This window comes from Peribacillus frigoritolerans (assembly GCF_001636405.1).
Classification (GTDB): Bacteria; Bacillota; Bacilli; order Bacillales; family DSM-1321; genus Peribacillus; species Peribacillus frigoritolerans.
In genome coordinates, this window is record NZ_KV440950.1 from 3,051,675 (window position 1) to 3,073,314 (window position 21,640).

At 39.6% G+C, this 21,640-nt stretch carries 16 protein-coding genes, 1 other RNA gene and 1 pseudogene; 15 read left to right on the plus strand and 3 right to left on the minus strand.

Annotated elements, in window-relative coordinates; translation table 11 throughout:
- Position 1: 1 nt before the first annotated feature.
- The 3 genes from A6755_RS14655 (at position 2) to A6755_RS14665 (ending at position 2,832) form a co-directional block, all read left to right on the plus strand.
- Entirely contained in the window at positions 2–1,348 is a 1,347-nt protein-coding gene (locus A6755_RS14655) for a GntP family permease (RefSeq protein ID WP_063591107.1), read from the plus strand.
- A 160-nt stretch (positions 1,349–1,508) separates the two neighbouring features.
- Entirely contained in the window at positions 1,509–1,856 is a 348-nt protein-coding gene (locus A6755_RS14660; RefSeq protein ID WP_034306796.1) for a PadR family transcriptional regulator, read from the plus strand.
- Positions 1,843–2,832 carry an HAAS signaling domain-containing protein gene (locus A6755_RS14665; RefSeq protein WP_034306793.1) on the plus strand — a complete coding sequence of 330 codons (990 nt, stop codon included), beginning with the start codon at positions 1,843–1,845 and terminating at the stop codon, positions 2,830–2,832. Before A6755_RS14660 ends, A6755_RS14665 begins: the two co-directional genes overlap by 14 nt.
- 178 nt (positions 2,833–3,010) lie before the next feature.
- On the opposite strand, the gene A6755_RS14670 is transcribed toward A6755_RS14665, so the two are convergent.
- On the minus strand, positions 3,011–3,538 hold the full coding sequence (locus A6755_RS14670) for a DL-endopeptidase inhibitor IseA (protein ID WP_063591108.1): 528 nt from the start codon (positions 3,536–3,538) through the stop codon (positions 3,011–3,013).
- 647 nt (positions 3,539–4,185) lie between these two features.
- On the opposite strand from A6755_RS14670, the gene A6755_RS14675 reads away from it, so the two are divergent.
- From A6755_RS14675 to ssrS, 5 genes are all read left to right on the plus strand, one after another.
- Complete coding sequence (locus A6755_RS14675) at positions 4,186–4,578, plus strand: sporulation protein (protein ID WP_063591109.1); 393 nt, start codon at positions 4,186–4,188, stop codon at positions 4,576–4,578.
- Between the two features lie 22 nt (positions 4,579–4,600).
- Positions 4,601–5,482 carry a mechanosensitive ion channel family protein gene (locus A6755_RS14680; protein ID WP_063591110.1) on the plus strand — a complete coding sequence of 294 codons (882 nt, stop codon included), beginning with the start codon at positions 4,601–4,603 and terminating at the stop codon, positions 5,480–5,482.
- 461 nt (positions 5,483–5,943) lie between these two features.
- Positions 5,944–7,197, plus strand: a complete 1,254-nt coding sequence (locus A6755_RS14685; protein ID WP_063591111.1) for an MFS transporter — start codon at positions 5,944–5,946, stop codon at positions 7,195–7,197.
- Between the two features lie 200 nt (positions 7,198–7,397).
- On the plus strand, positions 7,398–8,879 hold the full coding sequence (locus A6755_RS14690; RefSeq protein ID WP_063591112.1) for a UDP-N-acetylmuramoyl-L-alanyl-D-glutamate--2,6-diaminopimelate ligase: 1,482 nt from the start codon (positions 7,398–7,400) through the stop codon (positions 8,877–8,879).
- 111 nt (positions 8,880–8,990) lie between these two features.
- A non-coding RNA gene (gene ssrS, locus A6755_RS14695) (6S RNA) lies at positions 8,991–9,177 on the plus strand.
- A 140-nt stretch (positions 9,178–9,317) separates the two neighbouring features.
- Here ssrS and A6755_RS14700 read toward each other — a convergent pair.
- Complete coding sequence (locus A6755_RS14700) at positions 9,318–9,860, minus strand: ribonuclease H-like YkuK family protein (RefSeq protein ID WP_034306780.1); 543 nt, start codon at positions 9,858–9,860, stop codon at positions 9,318–9,320.
- A gap of 867 nt (positions 9,861–10,727) precedes the next feature.
- Between A6755_RS14700 and A6755_RS14705 the strand changes: the two genes are divergently transcribed.
- From A6755_RS14705 to A6755_RS14725, 5 genes and pseudogenes are all read left to right on the plus strand, one after another.
- Positions 10,728–11,933 (plus strand): nitrate/nitrite transporter, encoded by a 1,206-nt coding sequence (locus A6755_RS14705; protein WP_034306778.1) that lies wholly within the window; start codon positions 10,728–10,730, stop codon positions 11,931–11,933.
- A 54-nt stretch (positions 11,934–11,987) separates the two neighbouring features.
- Positions 11,988–14,309 (plus strand): nitrite reductase large subunit NirB, encoded by a 2,322-nt coding sequence (gene nirB, locus A6755_RS14710; protein WP_063591113.1) that lies wholly within the window; start codon positions 11,988–11,990, stop codon positions 14,307–14,309.
- A gap of 105 nt (positions 14,310–14,414) precedes the next feature.
- Positions 14,415–16,565: an assimilatory nitrate reductase catalytic subunit NasC gene (gene nasC, locus A6755_RS14715; RefSeq protein WP_063591114.1), complete on the plus strand. Its 2,151-nt coding sequence runs from the start codon at positions 14,415–14,417 to the stop codon at positions 16,563–16,565.
- Positions 16,566–16,663: 98 nt separating this feature from the next.
- A complete protein-coding gene (gene cobA / locus A6755_RS14720) occupies positions 16,664–17,434 on the plus strand; it encodes a uroporphyrinogen-III C-methyltransferase (RefSeq protein WP_063591115.1) in 771 nt (256 codons plus the stop codon).
- 342 nt (positions 17,435–17,776) lie between these two features.
- Positions 17,777–17,967, plus strand: a pseudogene (locus tag A6755_RS14725) (transposase); the annotation flags it as partial.
- Between the two features lie 245 nt (positions 17,968–18,212).
- On the opposite strand, the gene A6755_RS14730 reads toward A6755_RS14725, so the two are convergent.
- On the minus strand, positions 18,213–18,539 hold the full coding sequence (locus A6755_RS14730) for a MerR family transcriptional regulator (RefSeq protein ID WP_034311054.1): 327 nt from the start codon (positions 18,537–18,539) through the stop codon (positions 18,213–18,215).
- A gap of 204 nt (positions 18,540–18,743) precedes the next feature.
- Between A6755_RS14730 and nirB (A6755_RS14735) the strand changes: the two genes are divergently transcribed.
- Together nirB (A6755_RS14735) and nirD are read left to right on the plus strand one after the other, a co-directional pair.
- Entirely contained in the window at positions 18,744–21,158 is a 2,415-nt protein-coding gene (nirB, locus tag A6755_RS14735; RefSeq protein WP_063591116.1) for a nitrite reductase large subunit NirB, read from the plus strand.
- A 17-nt stretch (positions 21,159–21,175) separates the two neighbouring features.
- Positions 21,176–21,493: a nitrite reductase small subunit NirD gene (nirD, locus tag A6755_RS14740; protein WP_063591117.1), complete on the plus strand. Its 318-nt coding sequence runs from the start codon at positions 21,176–21,178 to the stop codon at positions 21,491–21,493.
- The last annotated feature ends 147 nt before the right edge of the window (positions 21,494–21,640 follow it).

Below are 21,640 nucleotides of genomic sequence, written 5' to 3' on the forward strand. Positions count from 1 at the left end.
TATGTTATTTATTGTTTTGGCCATCGGCGTGTTTTTAATTGTTTTTGCGACAACTAAATTCAAGCTGCATCCGTTCTTATCGCTTCTATTAGGCACTTTATTTGTGGGTTTTGCTTCTGGAATGCCTCTGGATCAGATTGTTGAGAATATCAACGGCGGTTTTGGCGGATTGATGACAAGCATTGGACTTGTAATCGTTTTCGGTACAATAATCGGGACCATTTTGGAAAAGGCCGGTGCCGCATTAAGAATGGCCGAAGTTGTATTGAGGATTGTCGGCCCTAAAAGACCGCAGCTTGCGATGAGTATGATTGGCTTTATCGTATCCATACCCGTTTTTTGCGATTCAGGTTTCGTTATTTTATCGAGCTTAAGAAAAGCGTTGGCAAGACGCGCAAAAGTAGCGGTTGCTTCCATGTCAGTTGCACTTGCAACTGGTTTGTATGCGACACATACACTTGTACCCCCAACCCCGGGGCCAATTGCGGCAGCCGGGAATATCGGAGCGGACGGATACTTGGGGACCGTCATTTTGATAGGTCTAATTACGGCCATTCCAGCTGCACTTGCTGGTTATATATGGTCAATGAAAGTAGCGACCAAGATAGAAGTTGAAGATGACCGAAGTGACCTGGATTACGATTATGATGAAATTGTCCGTTCATTCGGCAAGATGCCTTCTGCCTTACAATCATTTTTACCGATCGTTTTACCGATTGTCCTGATTGGAGCCAGTTCTGTATTAACGCTCTTTGGGACAGAGGGGGGGATCGCCGCATTTTTCGTATTCTTGGGCCAGCCGGTCATCGCATTGCTCGTCGGAGTGATTTCCGCTCTGACATTGCTGCCTAAGTATGATGAAGAAACATTAACAAACTGGATAGGAGCCGCCTTATTGGATGCTGCGCCAATTTTATTGATCACCGGGGCGGGCGGAGCATTTGGTACCGTCATTAAAAACACGGGGATTGCAGACATCATCCAAAGTTGGGATATGGGCAGCATCTTTAGCGGTTCCTTGTTCCTGTTGGTCCCGTTCCTAATTGCTGCTGGGGTGAAAACGGCCCAGGGTTCTTCGACAGCATCACTGGTCATCACTTCATCTTTGATTGCCCCCATGCTTCCAACGTTGGGGATTGAAGGGGCTATTCCTCTTGCATTGGTAGTCATGGCTGTTGGAGCAGGTGCGATGACAGTAAGCCATGTAAATGATAGCTTTTTCTGGGTGGTCACCCAATTTAGCGGGATGAAAGTGACGGATGCCTATAAAGCTCAAACGATGGCTACCTTAATACAAGGAGTGGTCACGATTATCACGACGATGATATTGTGGGTCATTCTTGTGTAATATTAATATTGGAAAAACGGAGAGGCGTGAACCGCTTCTCTTTTTTATGCTTTAAATAAAATATATTTTCATTTTTATGGTGTTGTAAGAACTAAAATAGTGTATGATGCATAGTATAAGGTATGGTGTACGTCACATAGTATAGAGAAGGGGTGATTGGATGAGCACTTTACTGAATTCATTAACCACTGAGCTGCGCAGAGGCACTTTGACGTTAGCTGTCTTAAGTCAGCTCAAAACTCCGCAGTATGGGTACTCGCTTGTCCAGCGTTTAGAGAAGTCTGGAATTACCATTGATCAAAGTACTTTATATCCTTTGCTTCGCCGCCTGGAAAAACAAGAATTGGTGACCAGCAGCTGGGATACCTCTGAAAGTAGACCGCGTAAGTACTATTCTTTAAGTGATTATGGGGGAGAAATCTTCACGCAGTTAAAGGAAGAATGGGAAAAAACTTCTCAAGAGCTTTATATATTATTAAAAGGAGAGGGAGAAGATGGAGCTGATTGAACTTTATATTCAGGAAGTGACCCGCAGGCTGCCAGAAAAAAACCGGGCGGATATTGCGCTTGAGCTTCAATCCACAATCGAAGATATGCTTCCGGAGGATTATACGGAGCAAGACGTGAAAACGGTACTTTTAAAATTAGGAGATCCGGTTACACTGGCAAGTGGTTATCGCGATCGGCCAATGCATCTGATCGGGCCTCGTTATTATGATGTTTATATCAGTCTGTTGAAAATGATTTTACCAATCGCTGCAGTCATTTCACTGATCGCATTAGTAGGGGATAATCCGTTTCGGGATACGGGGAATACGGTTATGGAAGCAATTTTAAAAATAATCGGGAAAGGAATTTCAGGTATCATCAGTACAGGTATCCAAGTGTTTTTCTGGTTAACGCTTTCATTTGCCATTTTAGAACGCTTGGACACTTCAAAAGACCAGTCGCCCGTAACAAAAGACTTGAAACCATGGACACCGGAAAACTTAAAAGATATTCCGAACATTTCAAAGAAAAAAGCGGTCCCTATGATCGAGGTTTTTGCAAGTTTGTTAGGCCTTTCTGTATTCGCAGCCCTTTATTTCAATGCAGCAAACCTGTTAGGCGTCTATGAAAAAAGAAATGGCAGTCTCATTTTCGTGACACCTTCTTTTAATCAAGATGTATTGAATTCCTATTGGCTGCTGGTATCTTGCGTCATTATCATTGGGGTGCTCTTAGCGATATATAAATTATTTTTAGGTCGATGGACCCTGAAATTAGCTTTTTTTCATGCCATATACCAGCTGTTGTACACTCTGGCTTTCATCATCATCATCAGTAATCCTGATTTATTGAACCCGGAATTCCTTGCATACCAAAGAACACTATTCTCAATCGATGAATGGAAAAGCTCGATATACTGGGGTCTCATACTCATCTCCATCATTTTTGCCGCCTACGATACCTATCAAGGCTTCCGAAAGGCAAAAATCCGTTAAGGCACAGCATCTTAGCTGTGTTTTTTTTGTTTAAATATTTTGTGAAGTGAAAGGTGAGCTGATACAAGCCTGAAAGATTATTTCTCAAGATACAAGGGACAACAAAAAAACACCTCATATGTCATATAGTTTATAACTAACTATACAGCATATGGGGCGTTATATTTAAACCGATGTTTTATTGAACTGCATCGAACTGATTGACTTTCCAAGCGGAACCGGACTTATAGAAGGTAACCGTTCTTTTTACTGACTCACCGTCGACTGTAGGTACAGTTAAATTGTATGACCTAACGTTTTGTTTTTGATAGGCCAATTTAATTTTGGCTTTTTTCCACTCTAACATGCTAAAGCCATCTCCGACAGGACGTGCTAATTTCCCTTTATGGGTAATGTAATTATATTTAGTCAGTCCTTTTTCAATTGCATTATTAGTAAATGTCTCTGCTAAGTAGGTAGTCAATTTATCTTTTGTATTAAACTCTTGGCAAAGGTATGAATACTCTGTCCCTTTATAATTGAAAGTTTTTTGTGAACATGAACGGGTTTTGTATCCATGTAAAGCATTCCAAAAATGTTTGCTGGCATTATCGGCTATCTTTAATGCATTTGCGTCAGACAATGATGTCGTTTTTGCGGTAACCGGACCACTTAATGTGAAAAGTAAAATGATAATGGATAATAACATACCTAAAAGTTTTTTCATATCATATCTCCCCAATCCCTAATAGGATACTTATGTAACGAAAGTTTAATAAATATTACAATTGTTACATTTATATTACAACATGTTTGGCATAAGTAAAAGAGAAATTTTGTTAATTTTTAAATATAATTTTAGGTTTTATCAAATATTCATAGTTTGTTCACTATATTCTTTTTGAAAGGGCGTTCACAGATTTGCAATAGAATGAGGTTACATACTTCCTATTCCACGAACTGGCCTATTTAAAACCTGGCAGTTCATTCTTTCACTGGACAAGTTCATTCATTATATTTTCATTAATATCAAGATATGTTCAAAGAACTCGAATTACCCAGGCAGATCCGGAAAAAATAAAATATAAAGGTTTGACAAACTTTCTAATTCTACCGTATTATAAATTATATACTTGAATACATTCTCCAAAGGGGAGTAGCTTTTACAACAATGTCGTCATTACGGAGCTCTTTGCTCTCGGTGTTGTTGGCAGCATATTGTTGTTAGCCAGACCTTACCTATTGGTAAAGGTCTATTTTGTTTTAGTAAACCTTTACCAAAGTGGTAAAGGTTTTTTTGTAGTCCCCTTAAGGAAATGTATAAACATGTAGGTTTTAGTAGAAAAACAAATAAATATAAATGGAGTGTATTCTTTGATACTTAGAAAATCTTTGCTACTTTTAGGAATAGGTTCTGCACAAATAGATTTAATCCTTCCGAAAAATACGTATAAATCCGGTGAATGCATAAATGGATATTTTTTGATTAAGGGTGGTACCCTTGCGCAAAGAATAAGAAGGATTGAATGTGATTTGATCATGGATACTCATTCTACGGGAATGGAAGAGATCCTTAAAACGAGCACCATTTTGTCTACAAGGGAGATAAATTCAGGGGAAAGCAACGAAATTCCTTTCAACTTTTGTCTGCCTATTTTGAAGGAGCCTTATAAGCGAGGGGTATCCTATCGCCTTAAAACGAGACTTGTCCTTGATAAAGGGATAATCGGAAAGGATGATGACTGGATTTTAATCGAATCTGAATAAACGTGAAAATGGAGGTGAAAACATGAATATCTTGAAATTTTCTGAGCTTGCTGTGGATTACTGGGAAGAATTTTTATTATTGAGGCTTTTCATATTGGCTATACTGTTATTGGCTGTTTATTATATTTTGAATAAACTGGTTGAATGGTTCTTTATAAGATCCAATTTTTTCGACGAAGAAGTCGAAAAAACGATACAGGGGGTTACCCGTTCTTCTCTTAGGTACGGTATATCCGGGCTTTTCCTTATATATTTGATTGGACAGTTTATAGACCTAAAAGGAATTTTAGCCGGAGCTGGTATTTTAGGGGTCGTGATCGGATTTGCCGCTCAGCAAATGCTTAAGGATATCTTATTGGGATTTGTAAGGCTTTCGGATAATGAATTCCGAGTCGGGAATTTCGTGACATTCAACGGGACAAGTTCCGGGACGATTGAGGAAATCGGCATCCGGTTCATGCAGATCAGGGAATGGTCAGGAAAATTGCTGACCATCCCACATAGTGAAATCAGGACGATTCAAAATTTTAATAAAGGGAGAATGCGAATCATTGAACGCATTACAGTAAGTTACCAGGAGAATCCTGAAAAGGTAAAACGGCTGTTGGAGGATATATGTATTATCTGTAATGATAAGTATGGTGAAAGCCTTCTAAGGCTAGAAGATGGTACACCCGAAGAGGATTTTAGATACATAGGCATTACGGATTTAAATCCGAATCTAAAATATGTTGGATATGAACTATGCATAGTGGGACTTGTGAAACCTGATGATTACTTTGAAACATCGAGAAGCGTGAGGTTTGAAATGATGACTGCTTTACATGAGCATCAAATTCTAATGCCATCTTCCCATTTGCTTGTACAGGGCAATCCAAATCAAGAACGTTTATTGGAGAACTGAAAAGAAGAAACACATTTGCTTGAGATAATCCGGGAAAAGGTCATGAAAAAAATGATGGATAAGGTAACGAAGGGCAAAAGCCATATTCGGTGCCAGCCCTTTGAAGCTTAAGGATAGTAAGGGGCTTTCTTTTAAAGGAAGTCCATTTTTTATATTAGAAAAATAAATAAACCCATCCCAAAAAATAGTTTTATTTTATTAATTTTCCCCTTGATTTATCAGATTAAATAAATTATTATGAAAATAACATAAAATGGAAGGGTGACCTTTAAACAATGATCATTTAATCCTATTTTTTAAGAAAAAATGCGTGCTTAAAACGAATTTTTTTTCTGGATAGGATTAGTCTGTACATTAAAATACAAACAAAGATCATTGTGTCCTTCGAATAGGGATATTTTGCCTTGTTAAATTTGTATTGTACTGCCTCCTGTCCAGATATTTCACAGGGGGTTTTTATATTGGCGAATAACACATCTGAAACATTAAATAATAAGGAACCTAACATTTTTAAAAATCGAGTGTTCCAGGCCATTATCTTCTCAGGGCTGTTTTTACAAATAGGGATATGGGTACGGAATTTTGCCGTTTTGTTATTCGTCATGGAGAAGACAAATGGAGATGCCTTTGCCATTTCCATGATATCAGTAGCAGAATTCGCACCCATTTTTATTTTTTCATTTATTGGAGGGACGTTTGCTGACCGCTGGAGTCCGAAAAAAACGATGGTTTGGTGTGATATTTTAAGTGCAATATCCGTATTTGCTGTGCTTATCTCACTAATCTTCGGCAGTTGGAAAATGGTTTTCTTCGCAACTTTAATTTCGGCGATACTTTCTCAATTTTCTCAGCCATCGGGCATGAAGCTATTTAAGATGCATTTGCCAGAAAGCCAAATCCAGACAGGGATGTCAGTTTATCAGACCGTCTTCGCAGTATTTATGGTTTTAGGTCCGATTCTCGGTACATTTGCCTTCCAATCTTTCGGGATAAACACCTCGATTGCGATTACTGGCCTGGCGTTTCTACTTTCAGCTGGCGCACTCGCCTTTCTTCCAAAAGATCGCAAACTGAATGAGGGGACAGCAAAAACAACATTATGGCAGGAAATGAAAAGCGGTGTGAGCTACGTATTACGAAAAAAAGAACTGAGTTTGCTTGGTTTATGTTTTCTGGCTGCTGGGCTCGGACTGGGTTTCATTCAGCCGCTCTCGATATTCCTTGTTACAGAACAACTGGAACTGCCTAAGGAAAATCTCCAATGGTTATTTATGGTGAATGGGTTTGGTATGATTTTAGGCGGAGCCGGTGTAATGATTTTTGCCAAAAAGGTGGCACCTCAAAGATTATTAGCTTTCGGAATGCTTGTGAATGCCATAGGATTGGCGGTAATGGGGCTTTCAACAAATCTTTGGATTACACTTACTGCCGAGTTCTTTAATGGGCTAATGCTTCCTTGTATCCAAATCGGAATCAATACATTGATATTGCAGAGGACCGAGGGCGAGTTCATCGGAAGGGTCAATGGAATCTTAAGCCCATTATTCACTGGATCGATGGTATTGACCATGAGTGCGGCAGGCGTGCTGAAAGAGCAATTTTCACTCGTCGCCATATTTGAAACCGCCGCTTTCTTTTTTATTCTAGGAATGTTTTTCATATTGCCATTGTACAATCAGAAGGCCGAAACGAAACCTCTGGAAGTTCAATCATAAGCATTTTGCGGTGTTCCAACACCTAAATACAGCTACAACCAAAAGAAAAGCAGCCAATTTTGGCTGCTTTTCTTTTTACTGTCATTAGAACTAACAAATTCTGGATTGACAATTATTTTGGGAGTACTGGTTCATACTAAAAATGGGCTTATTGGTACTTATGCAAAAATTAGAGAAAAGCTTACAAAGGAGAAAAGTTAATGATCCTTAAAGACATATTGAAAGAAGCGATAAACGGGGATTTGCCGAAGGACGTTGAACATATATCAATAACAGGTGTAACCGATAACTCTAAAGAAATAAAAAAAGGATTCCTTTTTGTTGCCGTAACCGGATATAAGTCCGATGGCCATAATTACATCAATGATGCAATTCGCTTAGGGGCATCGGCTGTGATTGGCAATCGCGATATTAAGGATTTGGAAGTTCCTTATTTAAGAGTGGAGAACAGCCGTAAAGCATTAGGGCAAATCGCCAAAAGGTTTTATGGTGATCCCAGCAATCAAAAAATAATGATAGGAATTACGGGTACAAATGGAAAAACTACAACTAGCTATATGATTCAGCAAATATTAGAAGAAAATGGAGTAACCTGTTCAGTCATTGGTACGATACAGCATATTATCAATGGAAACAAAGTCGATTCCCATAATACGACTCCAGGTACCATGGAATTGAATTCCTTGCTGGCTGAAAGTAGGGACATGGTTGTCATAATGGAAGTGTCTTCACATGGATTAGCTCAATACCGTTTAGAAGGAATTGAATTTGATTTCTGTGTCTTCACGAATTTGTATCATGACCATCTCGACTTCCATGGTACGATGGAGGATTATTTCCTGGCAAAATTACTGCTTTTTGAAAAATTGAAACCTAGTGGTCTTGCGATTATTAATGGAGATGATTTCTGGGGGGGAAAACTGCAAGAATACTTATGGGAGAAGAATGTGAGTGCCTTTGTTTTTGGAAAATCCAATCGCTGCGATTTAGCCATCACCAATTATAATACCGCAAGGAACCCCTTTATTTTATTGAATGAGAATCATGACTTTGTGAAAATTGAGTTACCTTTACCTGGACTTCATAATTTATATAACGCAACAGCTGCCTATTCCGTAGCGAAGATGTTTCCAATTTCAAAACAGGAAATTCTCACTTCACTGAAACGATTTTCCGGTGTACCAGGAAGGTTTGAAATATATAAGAAAGCTTCTGGGCCGACTATAGTCATCGATTATGCACATACTGCAGATGCCATTCATCACATGCTTCAAACGGCCAAAGAGTGTGGGGCCAAAAAGATTTTTCATATCTTTGGTTTCCGAGGTGGACGGGACACAACCAAAAGGGCTGAAATGATTAAAGTATCATCGGAGCATAGTGATGTTTTGATTTTGACAATGGATGATCAGAATTCGGACGGAATTGAGGGGATGGAATCCACACTAAATAAACTGCTTAACGATTACTCAGCTGGAAATGGGAAGGTTATTCCTGATCGTACCTATGCTATCCAGGAGGCGTTACAAGCAGGAAAGGAAGGCGATTGGATTATCATTACAGGTAAAGGGATTGAGAGATATGATCAGAAATTCGGACTACCAACCATTTCTGACAAAGAAACGGTATTATATCTGCAAAATAAGGACCAAGGGGATTTTATCGGTTATTTTGATCAATAGTTGATTATAACGAAGAACTAATCCAACTTACATCGATTCCACAGCCATAAGCGATTTTAAAATGGTGATTATTAACATTGTAACATGTGAGTAATTCAGGTATTATAACAATACAAGCTGCACTGTTCGTAATGATAATAAAGTTTTAACCTTTAAGCTGTAATAGGGAGTTTTATATTGAAACAGGAATGTTATGCCTCGTCACTGACTTGGACAACAGGATTTTTTCTGCAAACACCCACTTTGAGGAGTGGTGGTTTAAAACTTTCTTACTGAATACGGCATTGGCGGCTTATATCTTAAAATGTTGAAGCCGGTCTCGTTCTGAGGCCGGTTTTTTGTTTTATTTAAAATTGCGTACCGAAAAAAAAGTATGTACCGTTTTGCCGTCTGAAAATTCCCAAACCATATTGTGCAATTACATATTTTTGTAAACATTCACTCTTGTTTTGTATAACGGTTGGCATAACTTGAAGCTACGAAAGCATCCGGTTTGATTTTTGGTTCCACCCCCATGGATTCCATCCTGGCTACCATTTCTTTTACAAACTCACTGGTTTTGTTTCGCTTTCCAACCCCGATATCAATGTGACCTTCCATTGTGAACGTCGCACCTTGATATACAGCAGGCAGGACAATATCGATTAACTGATTTTTTCTTTCTTCCGTAAACAGTGATACGATTTCCTCTGTTAACGACAACTCTTGAGAAATACGTTCATGTAAATGCAGCATCCTTCTAGGGATCATCACTTTTCTTATACAACCCCATACACCATTTCCGACCTGCCGTATTACGATGCCTGTAATGAAAACCGTATGTTTTTTATGTACTTGCGAATCTGTCCCGACCATTAATTGATAGTTACCGGAAGGATTTAATTCCATAAACTCAACAATATGAACGAATACCTCTTCAAATGACATATCCTTTTTCTGAAGATTTTGAAATGGGATGTTCTGAAATGGATATTGCTTCATATTATTGCACCTAACCTTTCCCTGGATAGAATCAGATTATTAAATATCTCATGCCGTTCATAACACATCATATGAAGGAGGTCCTTGTTTCGTGCCGTGGGAAGAACCCGCCTCTAAAGAAGAGTCATCATTTCAAGTTGATCTCGCTGAATGGATATCAACTCAAGTTTTATTTCTTCTATTTTAAACAAAGGCTCTTTTCGTAAAGATTGTTGTTTTTAAAACGAAACTATTTAAGGGTGATTGAAGCGGAAGTGCGAGACTCCTGCGGGAGCAGCGGGACAGGTGAGACCCCACAGGCGTTTACGCCGAGGAGGCTCACCGCCCGCCCTGCGGAAAGCGAGCATCTGGAGGGGAAATCAACCACACCACACTACTTAGTAAATAGCAACAAAGTATGCGAAAACAGCCTAAACAAAAAAGACTGTAGGCAAAAGGAGTTCTATCTTATGTTAAACAAAGTTGTTTGGGAGCGGGTGGCTGGAATGAATTAACGGACAAATATAAAACTGGAAACAAACTCCATTATAGTCGGGTTTATCTACAGGCTGGAAGAGAAGCTTAAGCATTAGGCTTCTCTTTTTTTGTATGGAGAATATTTCAAGATGTTAATGGAGTTTATGCCGGCCATAACTGAAAAGTTAAACAAGCCTGTAACTTTACATCACCTAAGTAAACCACAATATCATGCGATTTTTATAAGAAAAAGGAAATGAATTTATTAAATTTTGACCAATACCTACTTTAAACAATTTAATAACTCACAAAAAAAGTGTGTGATGTTTTCTTACATAAACAAAGAAATCTTACTTTTATAGGAGTAAAATAAACGAATATTCAATTAATAAAGTATTGGAGAGATGAAAAATGAAAATATCTGAATTGAAAAAAAGCGGTCATGCTCCGTCATTATTAGCTTCATTCCTTTATTTTGATATCAGTTTTATGATTTGGGTATTATTAGGGGCACTCGGTGTCTATATTACAAAGGATTTCGGACTTTCCCCAGCTGAAAAAGGCTTGATTGTGGCTATTCCGATTTTGGGAGGCTCGTTTTTTCGAATCGTCCTTGGTTTTTTGACTGACCGCATCGGCCCGCGGAAAACCGCAATCGGCGGGATGCTTGTAACGATGATTCCACTTTTTTGGGGATGGTTATTCGGTGAAAGTTTAGCGGAGCTTTATTTAATAGGGATTTTGCTGGGCGTGGCAGGAGCAAGTTTTGCTGCAGCACTTCCTATGGCCAGTCGTTGGTATCCCCCGCATTTGCAGGGTCTTGCGATGGGCATTGCAGGTGCCGGTAACAGCGGAACTCTTTTTGCGACATTGTTCGGACCTCGTCTTGCAGAATCTCTTGGCTGGCATAATGTTATGGGATTAGCTTTGATTCCTTTAACCATCGTGTTTATCATTTATATTTTAATCGCAAAAGACGCGCCATCTCAACCGCCGGCAAAACCACTAAAGGAATATTTCAACGTATTTAAAATAACGGACACTTGGTATTTCTGTATTCTTTACAGTGTGACTTTTGGGGGCTTTGTCGGGTTCACTAGCTTTTTAAGCATCTTTTTTGTTGATGAGTATGGCTTAACACGAATAAGGGCGGGGGAATTTGTTACATTATGTGTCATCGCCGGAAGTTTCTTTCGTCCCGTCGGAGGATTTATTGCCGATAAAATAGGTGGAGTTAAACTGCTTATGTTTCTATTTATTGGACTCACTATATGTATGTTTGGGATTAGTTTTCTTTATTCTCTTACTGCCGTTACGATCCTTCTGTTCATCGGAATGCTATTTCTCGGTATGGGCAACGGAGCTGTCTTTCAGTTAGTTCCACAGCGATTTTCTAAAGAAATAGGTTTTATCACAGGGATTGTGGGAGCTGCTGGAGGTGTTGGCGGATTCTTGGTTCCAAACATACTAGGTACGTTGAAACAGATTACTGGCACATATGCTACAGGATTTTTAGTATTTTCCGCAGTTGGAATCGTGGCTTTGCTTATCCTGGGCCTAGCTCAGCTTTCATGGAGAAAAACGTGGGTACTCGGAAAGAATTCAGTTAAGATCTAGAACTTTGTTTACTTAGTTTGGCTTTTTACAGTACTTGTTTTTGGGGGGGATAAAATGTATAAACAAAAACTGATCTTAGTAGGGAACGGAATGGCAGGATTACGTTGTGTCGAATCCATCATTAGTAAGGATCCGACTGCCTTTGAGATTACTATTTTCGGAAGTGAACCGCATGTTAACTATAACCGAATCTTATTGTCGACTGTGCTTCAAGGCAACACCTCTTTTGAAGATATTACGATAAATGATCGAGACTGGTATACGGAAAATAATATCCAATTGTTCACAGGTGAAACGGTAGTAAAAATCGATAAAGAGACTAGGAAAATAAAAACAGACAAAGAACGGGAAGTTCACTACGATAAGCTGATAATTGCCACAGGTTCTGTCCCGTTCATTCTTCCTGTCACAGGTGTGGATAAAGAAGGCGTCATTGCATTTCGGACGATTGAAGATTGCCAAAAGATGATTGAAACTTCACGCAAACATAAAAAAGCAGTCGTCATCGGAGGCGGTTTGTTAGGTTTGGAAGCAGCGAGAGGGCTGTTAAACCTTGGTATGGAAGTGCATGTCGTTCATATCGCAGACTATTTAATGGAAAGGCAGCTCGATTCAACGGCATCACTTTTACTGCAAAAAGAGTTGGAAAACCAGGGAATGAACTTTCTTTTAAAAAAGGAAACACAGGAGTTAATCGGTAACGAGCGTGTAGAGCGCGTCCGTTTTAAAGATGGAACGGAGCTGGATGCAGATTTGGTCGTTATGGCTGCGGGAGTCAGACCGAATATTCAGTTGGCCAAAGAAAGCGGAATTGATACAAATCGTGCGATTATTGTAAATGACTATTTAGAAACCAGCGCCCCGGATATTTATGCGGTTGGCGAATGTGCTGAACATCAAGGCATGGTTTATGGGCTTGTTAAACCTCTATACGAACAAGGTGAAGTGCTGGCAAAGCATATTTGTGAGATGAAATGCAGCGGATACCAAGGCTCGGTCCTTTCGACCCAGTTGAAAATATCAGGAGTTGAGCTATTTTCTGTTGGTGATTTCCTTGGTGACGAAACAACGAAATCCATCACAACTTTTGATGAATTGGATAGTGTTTATAAAAAGTTGGTTTTTCAAGGAAGAAAAATCATAGGTGCTGTGCTTTATGGAGATACAAACAACAGCTCACGATTACTCGATATGATTGTAAAGCGGCAAGAAGTATCATCAGAGGAAAGGCGTTCAATGTTCCAGTCACCAAAAACGGCTGAGGGATTAATCGCTTCGATGGCAAATCATGAAATCATTTGCCATTGTAATGCTGTTTCAAAGGGAGGAATCATTGAAGTGGTTCAAAATAAGGGATTAACGACAGTGGAACAAGTTAAACAATGCACAAAGGCTTCCGGTTCTTGCGGCGGATGTAAGCCGGCAGTGACCGAGCTTTTGACCTATATTCAAAGTAATCTTACTACTCAGGAAGAGAAACAAACTGCGTTTTGCTCATGTACGAAATTAACGGAAGATGAAGTTGTGTATAAAATGCAACTCCAAGACGTATCGACTGTCCAAGAAGCGATGGATGCTCTTGAATGGGAAAATACAAAAGGTTGTTCAACTTGCAGGCCTGCATTGAGCTATTATTTAGGGATGATTCATCCAGAGTACGAGATCAGACAGCAAACTCTTTTCATAAACGAAAAAAAGAATGCAACAGTTCAAAGTGATAACCGATACTCAGTTATCCCGCAAATGTACGGCGGGATGACGAATGCAAAAGACTTGCGAAAAATTGCTAATATTGCCGATAAATATAAAATATCCCAGGTTGCGATAACAAGTGAACAAAGGATTCATTTAATGGGGGTGAAAAAAGAAGATCTCCCAGGTGTGTGGGCTGATTTAGATATGCCGTTAAGTTCGAAATATGGTAACACCGTTCAAAACGTCAAAACATGTATCGGTGAACATGTTTGCTCTTGTAATAAACAGCAATCCCTATTACTTGCTGTAGATTTAGAAAAAAGATTGGAGCAAGTATCTACACCATACCGTATAAAGATGGGCATATCCGCTTGTATGCATAACGGTGCAGGATCAACAACGAAAGATATAGGTGTTATGGGCATTGACAGGGGCTGGGAAATATATGTGGGCGGAAGCAGCGGGCGTGATGCACGTGCAGGTGAACTGCTATGTGTAGCCGGCACAAATGAAGAAGCCATTGAAATCATCATCGGCTTTATTCAATATTATCGGGAAACAGCCAACTACTTAGAACGGACTTGGCAATGGATTGAACGATTGGGATTAATTCATGTTAGAGAAATATTGTTTGATAATGAACTTAATCAGCAACTATCTCAACGATTGGAACTGGCCTAGATCAGGGAATGAACAAAGGGGACAACTAGATGCAAGACTTAGTAAGCGGTTAAATGTTTGTACCATGAAAAATCATAGAAATCCATGAGTAAAGGGTGAGGAGCCTTGACCGAATTATTATTAAAGTATTTCCGCACGAAGCAACAAGAGGTCCAATCAGAAAAACGATATGATACACAATGTCCATTTTGCAGCATGCAATGTAAGATGCAGCTGCTGGAACAAACAATAGTAACAAGAAAAAAGTATATGACGATTGGAAAAGATAATCCAACCTCAGAGGGGCGCTTATGCATTAAAGGAATGAATGCACATCAACATGCTTTGCATAAAGATCGAATTAAATACCCATTATTGAAAAAAAATGGGGAATTTGTTCGAATATCATGGGAGGAAGCATTAAGCCGCATTAAGGAGAATTTCACTAAAATACAAGCAGAAGATGGTGTAAATGCATTATCTGTTTATGGGAGTGCATCCATTTCAAATGAAGAAGCCTATTTGCTTGGGAAATTTGCAAGGGTGGCTTTAAAAACAAAGTATATAGATTATAATGGCCGTTTGTGCATGTCTGCAGCTGCTTCGGCAGCCAGCCAAACATTTGGTATGGATAGGGGCCTGACCAACAGCTTATCAGAGGTTCCGTTCACAAAGTGCATAATCTTGGCGGGTACGAATATCGCGGAATGCCAGCCGACAATCATGCCGTACTTTGAGCAAGCGAAACAAAATGGGGCATATATCATTGCTGTAGATCCCCGGGAAACAGCAACAACGAAAATGGCCGATTTACATCTAAAGGTGATACCTGGGATGGATGCCGCCTTGGCAAACGGATTATTGAAAGTGATCATTGAAGAGGATCTTATTGATGAAGCGTTTATCCGGGAACGTGCAAATGGCTATAAAGAAGTTAAAGAGTATGTTACATCTTTAGAGTTGGAGGAAATTGCAGAAATGACAGGGGTTCCAAGTGACCAAATCCAAAAAGCGGCTGCCATGTTCGGGAAAGAAAAATCAGGAATGATTTTTACAGCAAGGGGAGTTGAGCAGCAAACAGATGGTTCGGCCGCTGTCCGTAATTTTCTTAATATTCTTATTGTTACAGGGAAAATTGGAAAAGTGAATTCGGGCTATGGGGCCATTACCGGACAGGGAAATGGGCAGGGAGCAAGGGAGCATGGCCAAAAGGCAGACCAGCTGCCAGGGTATCGCATGATTGAAAATGAGGAACATAGATTACATATTGCAAGTATATGGGGAATTGATGAGGCTGAATTGCCACGTAAAGGTGTCTCGGCATACGAGATGATAGAGAAGATAAATGAAGGTGAAATTACCGGCATGTTTTTAATGTGTTCCAATCCGATTGTTTCTAATCCAAATGCTAACTTTGTCAAAAAGGCATTGAAAAAATTAAAGTTTCTTGTCGCGGTAGACATGTTCGTTTCTGAAACTGCTAGATTGGCTGATTTGATTTTACCTGCTTCGTCTTATTTAGAGGATGAAGGAACGATGACAAATTTAGAAGGACGGGTAACGTTGCGGGAAGCGAGTTTTTCATCACCAGGGGAAGTGAAGCATGATTGGCAAATCATTTGTGATATAGCTAAAGCACTTGGGAAAGGGGAGCATTTTCCCTTTCAATCTGCAAATGAGATATTTGAAGAACTAAGAATGGCAAGCCGCGGGGGAACCGCCGATTATTATGGTATAACGTATGATCGCTTAAGAAAAGAAGGAGGTATTTTGTGGCCATGTCCATCCATTGACCATAAAGGAACAAAAAGGTTATTCGAATCGTCTTTTGCCCACCCGGACGGAAAGGCGGCCATGGTTGTGGTTAATAACGTGCCTCATGTTCCAAAAGAAAAGCCATGTACGGAATTTCCGCTTTATTTAACAACAGGAAGAATCATGTCACACTATTTAACAGGAGTACAAACGAGAAAAAGCTCATCATTAGCCGCAAGAAATTTTGAATCATATATGCAAATCCATCCGGAAACAGCCAAGAAATATCATATTTTAGACAATACTTTGGTGAAAATTGAATCAAGGCGCGGAAGTATTGTTGTAAGAAGCAAATGGTCCGCAACGATTCGCCATGATACTATATTCGTTCCTTTTCATTGGGCAGACTCCCAAAATGTCAATCGCCTCGTTTCACAGGATTTAGACCCGACATGCAAAATGCCTGGGTTTAAAGTCAGCGCTGTAAAAGTACATCCTATATTAGAGTTAACGTCTCATTAAGGGGAAGGTATCTTCCCCTTCACCATATTTTTTTGATTCAATCATAATCGAAAAATGGAGCCTAATCACAATGACTAAACAACAAAAGGGGATAAAGGATGGTAAAAGGTAAGGTCTATATTGTTGGTGCCGGACCTGGTGATCCGGACTTAATTACTGTCAAGGCAATCAAATGCATCGCGGAAGCGGATGTCATCTTGTATGATCGATTGGTAAATCGTGAATTGCTTTCATACGGCAAACCTGGAGCTGAATACATTTATTGCGGTAAAGCGCCTGGTATACATTGTGTCCCTCAAGAGGACATTCATCAATTGTTAATAAGTAAATCAATGGAGGGAAAAACGATTGTTCGTCTAAAAGGGGGAGATCCTTTCATTTTTGGTCGTGGCGGTGAGGAAGCAGAAGTGCTAGCAAAGCACGGAATTCAATTTGAAATAGTCCCTGGAATCACATCTGGAATCGCTGTGCCAGCTTATGCTGGAATTCCCCTGACTCACAGGGAATGGGGGAGTTCCTTCGCAATTGTCACAGGACATTGCGTGACCGGCAAACCTGATAACATCAACTGGCATCATTTAACACATGGTGTTGACACCATTGTTATTTATATGGGTATAAAAAACCTTCCATATATCTGTAGACAATTACGCACCTGCGGAATGAAGCCTGAAACTGCCATTGCAGTCATCGAACAAGGAACGACAGGTTTTCAACGAACTATTACAGGAACAATCGATTCAATAGTGGCGATCGTTACAAGAGAGCAGGTAGCCAATCCCGCCATGATCGTAATAGGAGAAGTGGTGAAATTATCCGAGAAATTATCATGGTTTTCCGAGAAGACAAAAGATAAGGAGTTCGCTTAGAAAAGGAATGATTACCTAGAAAACTTTTACTGTAATTAAAATGGAAAACTGGAAAGTCATCATGTCTTCAGTTTTTTTGCTTGTACAAATTTGGACGTTGATTGGAACGTAGGCACTCGCTTTCCGCGGGCGGTCCGGGAGCCTCCTCGGCGCCTTTGCGCCTGCGGGGTCTCCCCTGGACTCGCTTTTCCCGCAGGAGTCTCGAACACCCGCTCCATTCAACTTGTTTTAACTTTTAGATAGTATCCTTTTGCCTAAAGTCTTCATTGTTTTAAAATAGCATTAATAAAACTTGAAGTGATCAGGATGCTTTCTTAACATGATTCTATTTAATGAGATCAACTGGTGCCAGCGAACCATTTGGTTCGTAAAATGGAGGCTGCCATTGACTTTTCTTTCATTTATGATTTGGTGAAAGATATGTATTCAGAGGTAGGATGCTCAAGTATCGACCCGGTTATAGTAGTTAAACTGACTTCATTCAATATACCTTCGGAATTCGATCAATGCGTAAAACAATTATGAAGTTGAAACAAAAATGGCTTAACATAGTGGCTCGATGAGACCAAATCTCTTAACCTTTGGTCAAAATTCTAAGGGAATTTTAAAAGGGGTTCGGGATTTTTTAATTCCGAACCCCTTTTGTCTGCAAACTAACTGGACATGAAAGTCATCATGTCCAGTTTAACAATGTTAACTACTATTTTAAAAAAGACAAGGGTTTATGGACAGTTAAAGTACTTATTGAATCGGTTAATTATAACGGTTGCTTAGAAAATCAATTACGCAGGCCAAAGTGTGCATTCAATTGGCCCTGCAGCATTTTTTTTCGCATTTTTTCCTGTTCAATTTTTCTTTTCTCTTTTAATTTTTCCTGTCTAATTTCATGGGTTTGCACTCCATCCTCTATTTTATCGGCGATTTCCACTAAAGCCTTGACGTCGGAAAAAGAGTATTTACGGTTACCACCCTTAGACCTTTCGGGGAAAACGAGTTTTCTTTCTTCATAATACCGGATTTGCCTATCGGATAGTCCGGTTAATTCTCTGACGACTCCTATGGAAATAACCTTTCTATCTATATAAGATTCTTTTTGCTGGACGATGAAAATCACCTCATTTTGGATTTATGCTGAATCAATAAGGATATTATATCCTAATTTTCTGAATATTTGTAATAAAAACTAACATTAAATATCAATTTTTAAAAACTATGTAAGATTTTATAACACACTAGTGGCAATGAAAAGTGACGTCACCTATAATCAATCATATCATCCTTTCAAAAAAATCTTATTGGAGGACAAAACATGTCTAAGCAGAAATTGGCACTAATTGGGAATGGTATGGCTGGAGTAAGATGTATAGAGGAAATTTTGAAAATTCAATCGGAAATGTTTGAGGTGACTGTCTTTGGAAGTGAGCCGCATCCGAATTATGATCGAATCCAACTATCGAATGTATTGCAAGGGGCTACGACGATAAATGATATTACAATAAATGATTGGAACTGGTATAAAGAGAACAATATTACACTTTTTTCAGGTGAAACAGTCACGAACATCGACACCACTAAGCAAATCATATATTCAGATGCTAATCGCGAAGTCGCATATGATCGATTGATTTTAGCTACCGGATCAATCCCATTCATTCTGCCGATAAAGGGGGCTGATAAAAAAGGAGTGACAGCCTTTAGAAATATTGAAGACTGCGAAGATATGATTGAATATTCCAAAAAAAATAAAAAGGCAGCTGTCATTGGTGGAGGATTGCTGGGTCTTGAAGCAGCAAGGGGGCTTTTGAATCTAGGAATGCAGGTAGATGTAATTCACCTTTCGGAATATTTGATGGATAGGCAGTTAGATCCAGCAGCAGGAAAAATGCTGCAAAGGGAACTTGAAAGACAGGGAATGAATTTTTATCTTGGGAAACAGACTCAGGAGGTTTTAGGTGAAATTGATGTCAAGGGATTACGCTTTAGTGATGGCGAGGAAATCAGCGCCGACTTAGTGGTCATGGCAGTTGGGATTAAGCCAAATGTTGCAATGGCCCAAAATTCCGGCATCCCTGTCAATCGAGGAATTATCGTGAATGATTATATGGAGACAAAGATCCCGAATATTTTTGCGGTTGGTGAATGTGCGGAACACCGTGAAATGGTGTATGGTTTGGTCGCTCCCCTATATGAACAGGGCAAAGTATTAGCCAAAAGGATTTGCGGACTGGAAAGCAAAGCTTACGAGGGGTCCGTGCTTTCTACAAAGTTAAAAATATCTGGTGTTGATGTATTTTCGGCTGGAGAAATTTTCGAAGATGAACAAGCCAAATCAATCAAGGAATTTAATGAATGGAATGGTACTTACAAAAAAGTAATGATTCGAAATGGGAAAATTTCTGGTGCGGTATTATTCGGGGATACAAAGGAAAGCAATATCCTATTGAGCATGATCAATAAAAATGCCGACGTTTCGGAATACTTGAATGCTGGAACAAGTGAACCCAGTGTCAGCCTTGTCACTTCGATGTCAAATGAAGAAATCATCTGTGGTTGTAATGGTGTAACGAAGGGTGATATTGTGACGGCTATCGAATCTAACGGTTTAACAAGCATTGAGGAAGTAAAAGGCTGCACAAGTGCTTCGAGATCATGCGGCGGTTGTAAGCCGTTAGTCGGTGATATTCTCGAGCTGACATTAGGCGCTGATTTCAGTAAGTCAAACCAGAAGGAATCCATATGTACGTGCACCACTTTATCAAGAGATGAGGTTGTTGCCGAAATACGCGAAAAAAATCTGACACATACTCGTGAAGTCATGAATGTTCTCGGCTGGAATACAAGTGATGGGTGCTCTAAATGTAAACCGGCACTGAACTATTACTTAGGCATGATCCATCCTGTTGACTATGAAGATGAAAAAGAATCCCGCTATGTCAATGAAAGGCTTCATGCAAATATTCAAAAGGATGGTACATTTTCCGTTGTGCCAAGAATGTATGGCGGCGTCACAAATCCCGATCAATTACGGAAAATAGCAAATGTTGCCGATAAGTATAATGTTAAGTTACTTAAGGTAACAGGCGGTCAAAGAATAGATTTGTTCGGCGTTGAAAAAGAGGACCTTCCAAGCGTATGGGCCGACCTGGATATGCCTTCTGGATATGCGTATGGAAAAACGCTTCGAACTGTGAAAACATGTGTCGGTGAAAACTTTTGCCGTTTTGGCACCCAAGATTCAATCGGTCTGGGTATTGCCATGGAGAAGAAATTCGAACGTGTTGGCACACCGCATAAGGTTAAGATGGCTGTGTCGGCATGTCCTCGTAATTGTGCTGAATCCGGTATCAAAGATCTTGGTGTTGTCGGTGTTGACGGTGCATGGGAAATTTATATTGGCGGCAATGGCGGTACTCATTTACGAGCTGCTGAATTATTATGTAAAGTGAAAACAAGTGATGAGGTAATTGAAATTACGGGTGCGTACATCCAACATTATCGAGAGACTGCCAATTATTTAGAAAGAACGTCGGTCTGGGTTGAGCGTGTCGGGTTCGATACCATTAAGGCGATTATTGGTGATAAGCAAAAAAGGATGGAGCTTAACCAACGTTTGGATGAGGCCTTATCCGTATTGCAAGAACCGTGGAAAGAAATCATTGAGAGCAATGCGATCCAAACCGGTTTATTTCAAAAAGTGAAAATTCCGGCTATATCAAATAAATGAATATGGGGGCAGCCTAAATGGGGAAAACACTTCAAAAGATAAAGATCTCAACCGTAAATGAAATGCCAAAAAACCTGGGGAAAACAGTAACGATAGGATCTCATGAAATTGCTCTTTTTCATTTAGCAAATGGTGAATTCCGGGCTATTGAAAATCGTTGCCCACACAAAGGTGGTGTTCTGGTGGAAGGCATTGTGAGTGGTGATTACGTATTTTGCCCGATGCATGACTGGAAAATCAGTGTCAAAAATGGAGAAGTCCAAAAACCTGATAATGGTTGTGTAAAGACATTCCATGTTGAAATAGAAGATGGTAATGTTTATATAGTTTTATAACCAGCTGCTCTGGATAGTCTCTTAGACTATCCATTTTTTCTTTGTCGATTTTTAAACTAAATTCCTCCGATGAAATAATTGATAAATATTTCCATAACAAATATAATTCTAGTAAAGGAATGAATAAAAAACAAAAAGATGTAAGCG

What these genes read in the sequence shown, in the direction of transcription:
- cobA (WP_063591115.1), top strand. Translation starts at nt 16,664, where the DNA reads ATGGTAAAAGGTAAGGTCTATATTGTTGGTGCCGGACCTGGTGATCCG.
- A6755_RS14680 (WP_063591110.1), top strand. Translation starts at nt 4,601, where the DNA reads ATGAATATCTTGAAATTTTCTGAGCTTGCTGTGGATTACTGGGAAGAA.
- A6755_RS14665 (WP_034306793.1), top strand. Translation starts at nt 1,843, where the DNA reads ATGGAGCTGATTGAACTTTATATTCAGGAAGTGACCCGCAGGCTGCCA.
- A6755_RS14655 (WP_063591107.1), top strand. Translation starts at nt 2, where the DNA reads ATGTTATTTATTGTTTTGGCCATCGGCGTGTTTTTAATTGTTTTTGCG.
- nirB (WP_063591116.1), top strand. Translation starts at nt 18,744, where the DNA reads ATGTCTAAGCAGAAATTGGCACTAATTGGGAATGGTATGGCTGGAGTA.
- nirD (WP_063591117.1), top strand. Translation starts at nt 21,176, where the DNA reads ATGGGGAAAACACTTCAAAAGATAAAGATCTCAACCGTAAATGAAATG.
- A6755_RS14700 (WP_034306780.1), bottom strand. Translation starts at nt 9,860, where the DNA reads ATGAAGCAATATCCATTTCAGAACATCCCATTTCAAAATCTTCAGAAA.
- A6755_RS14670 (WP_063591108.1), bottom strand. Translation starts at nt 3,538, where the DNA reads ATGAAAAAACTTTTAGGTATGTTATTATCCATTATCATTTTACTTTTC.
- A6755_RS14705 (WP_034306778.1), top strand. Translation starts at nt 10,728, where the DNA reads ATGAAAATATCTGAATTGAAAAAAAGCGGTCATGCTCCGTCATTATTA.
- nirB (WP_063591113.1), top strand. Translation starts at nt 11,988, where the DNA reads ATGTATAAACAAAAACTGATCTTAGTAGGGAACGGAATGGCAGGATTA.
- A6755_RS14690 (WP_063591112.1), top strand. Translation starts at nt 7,398, where the DNA reads ATGATCCTTAAAGACATATTGAAAGAAGCGATAAACGGGGATTTGCCG.
- A6755_RS14660 (WP_034306796.1), top strand. Translation starts at nt 1,509, where the DNA reads ATGAGCACTTTACTGAATTCATTAACCACTGAGCTGCGCAGAGGCACT.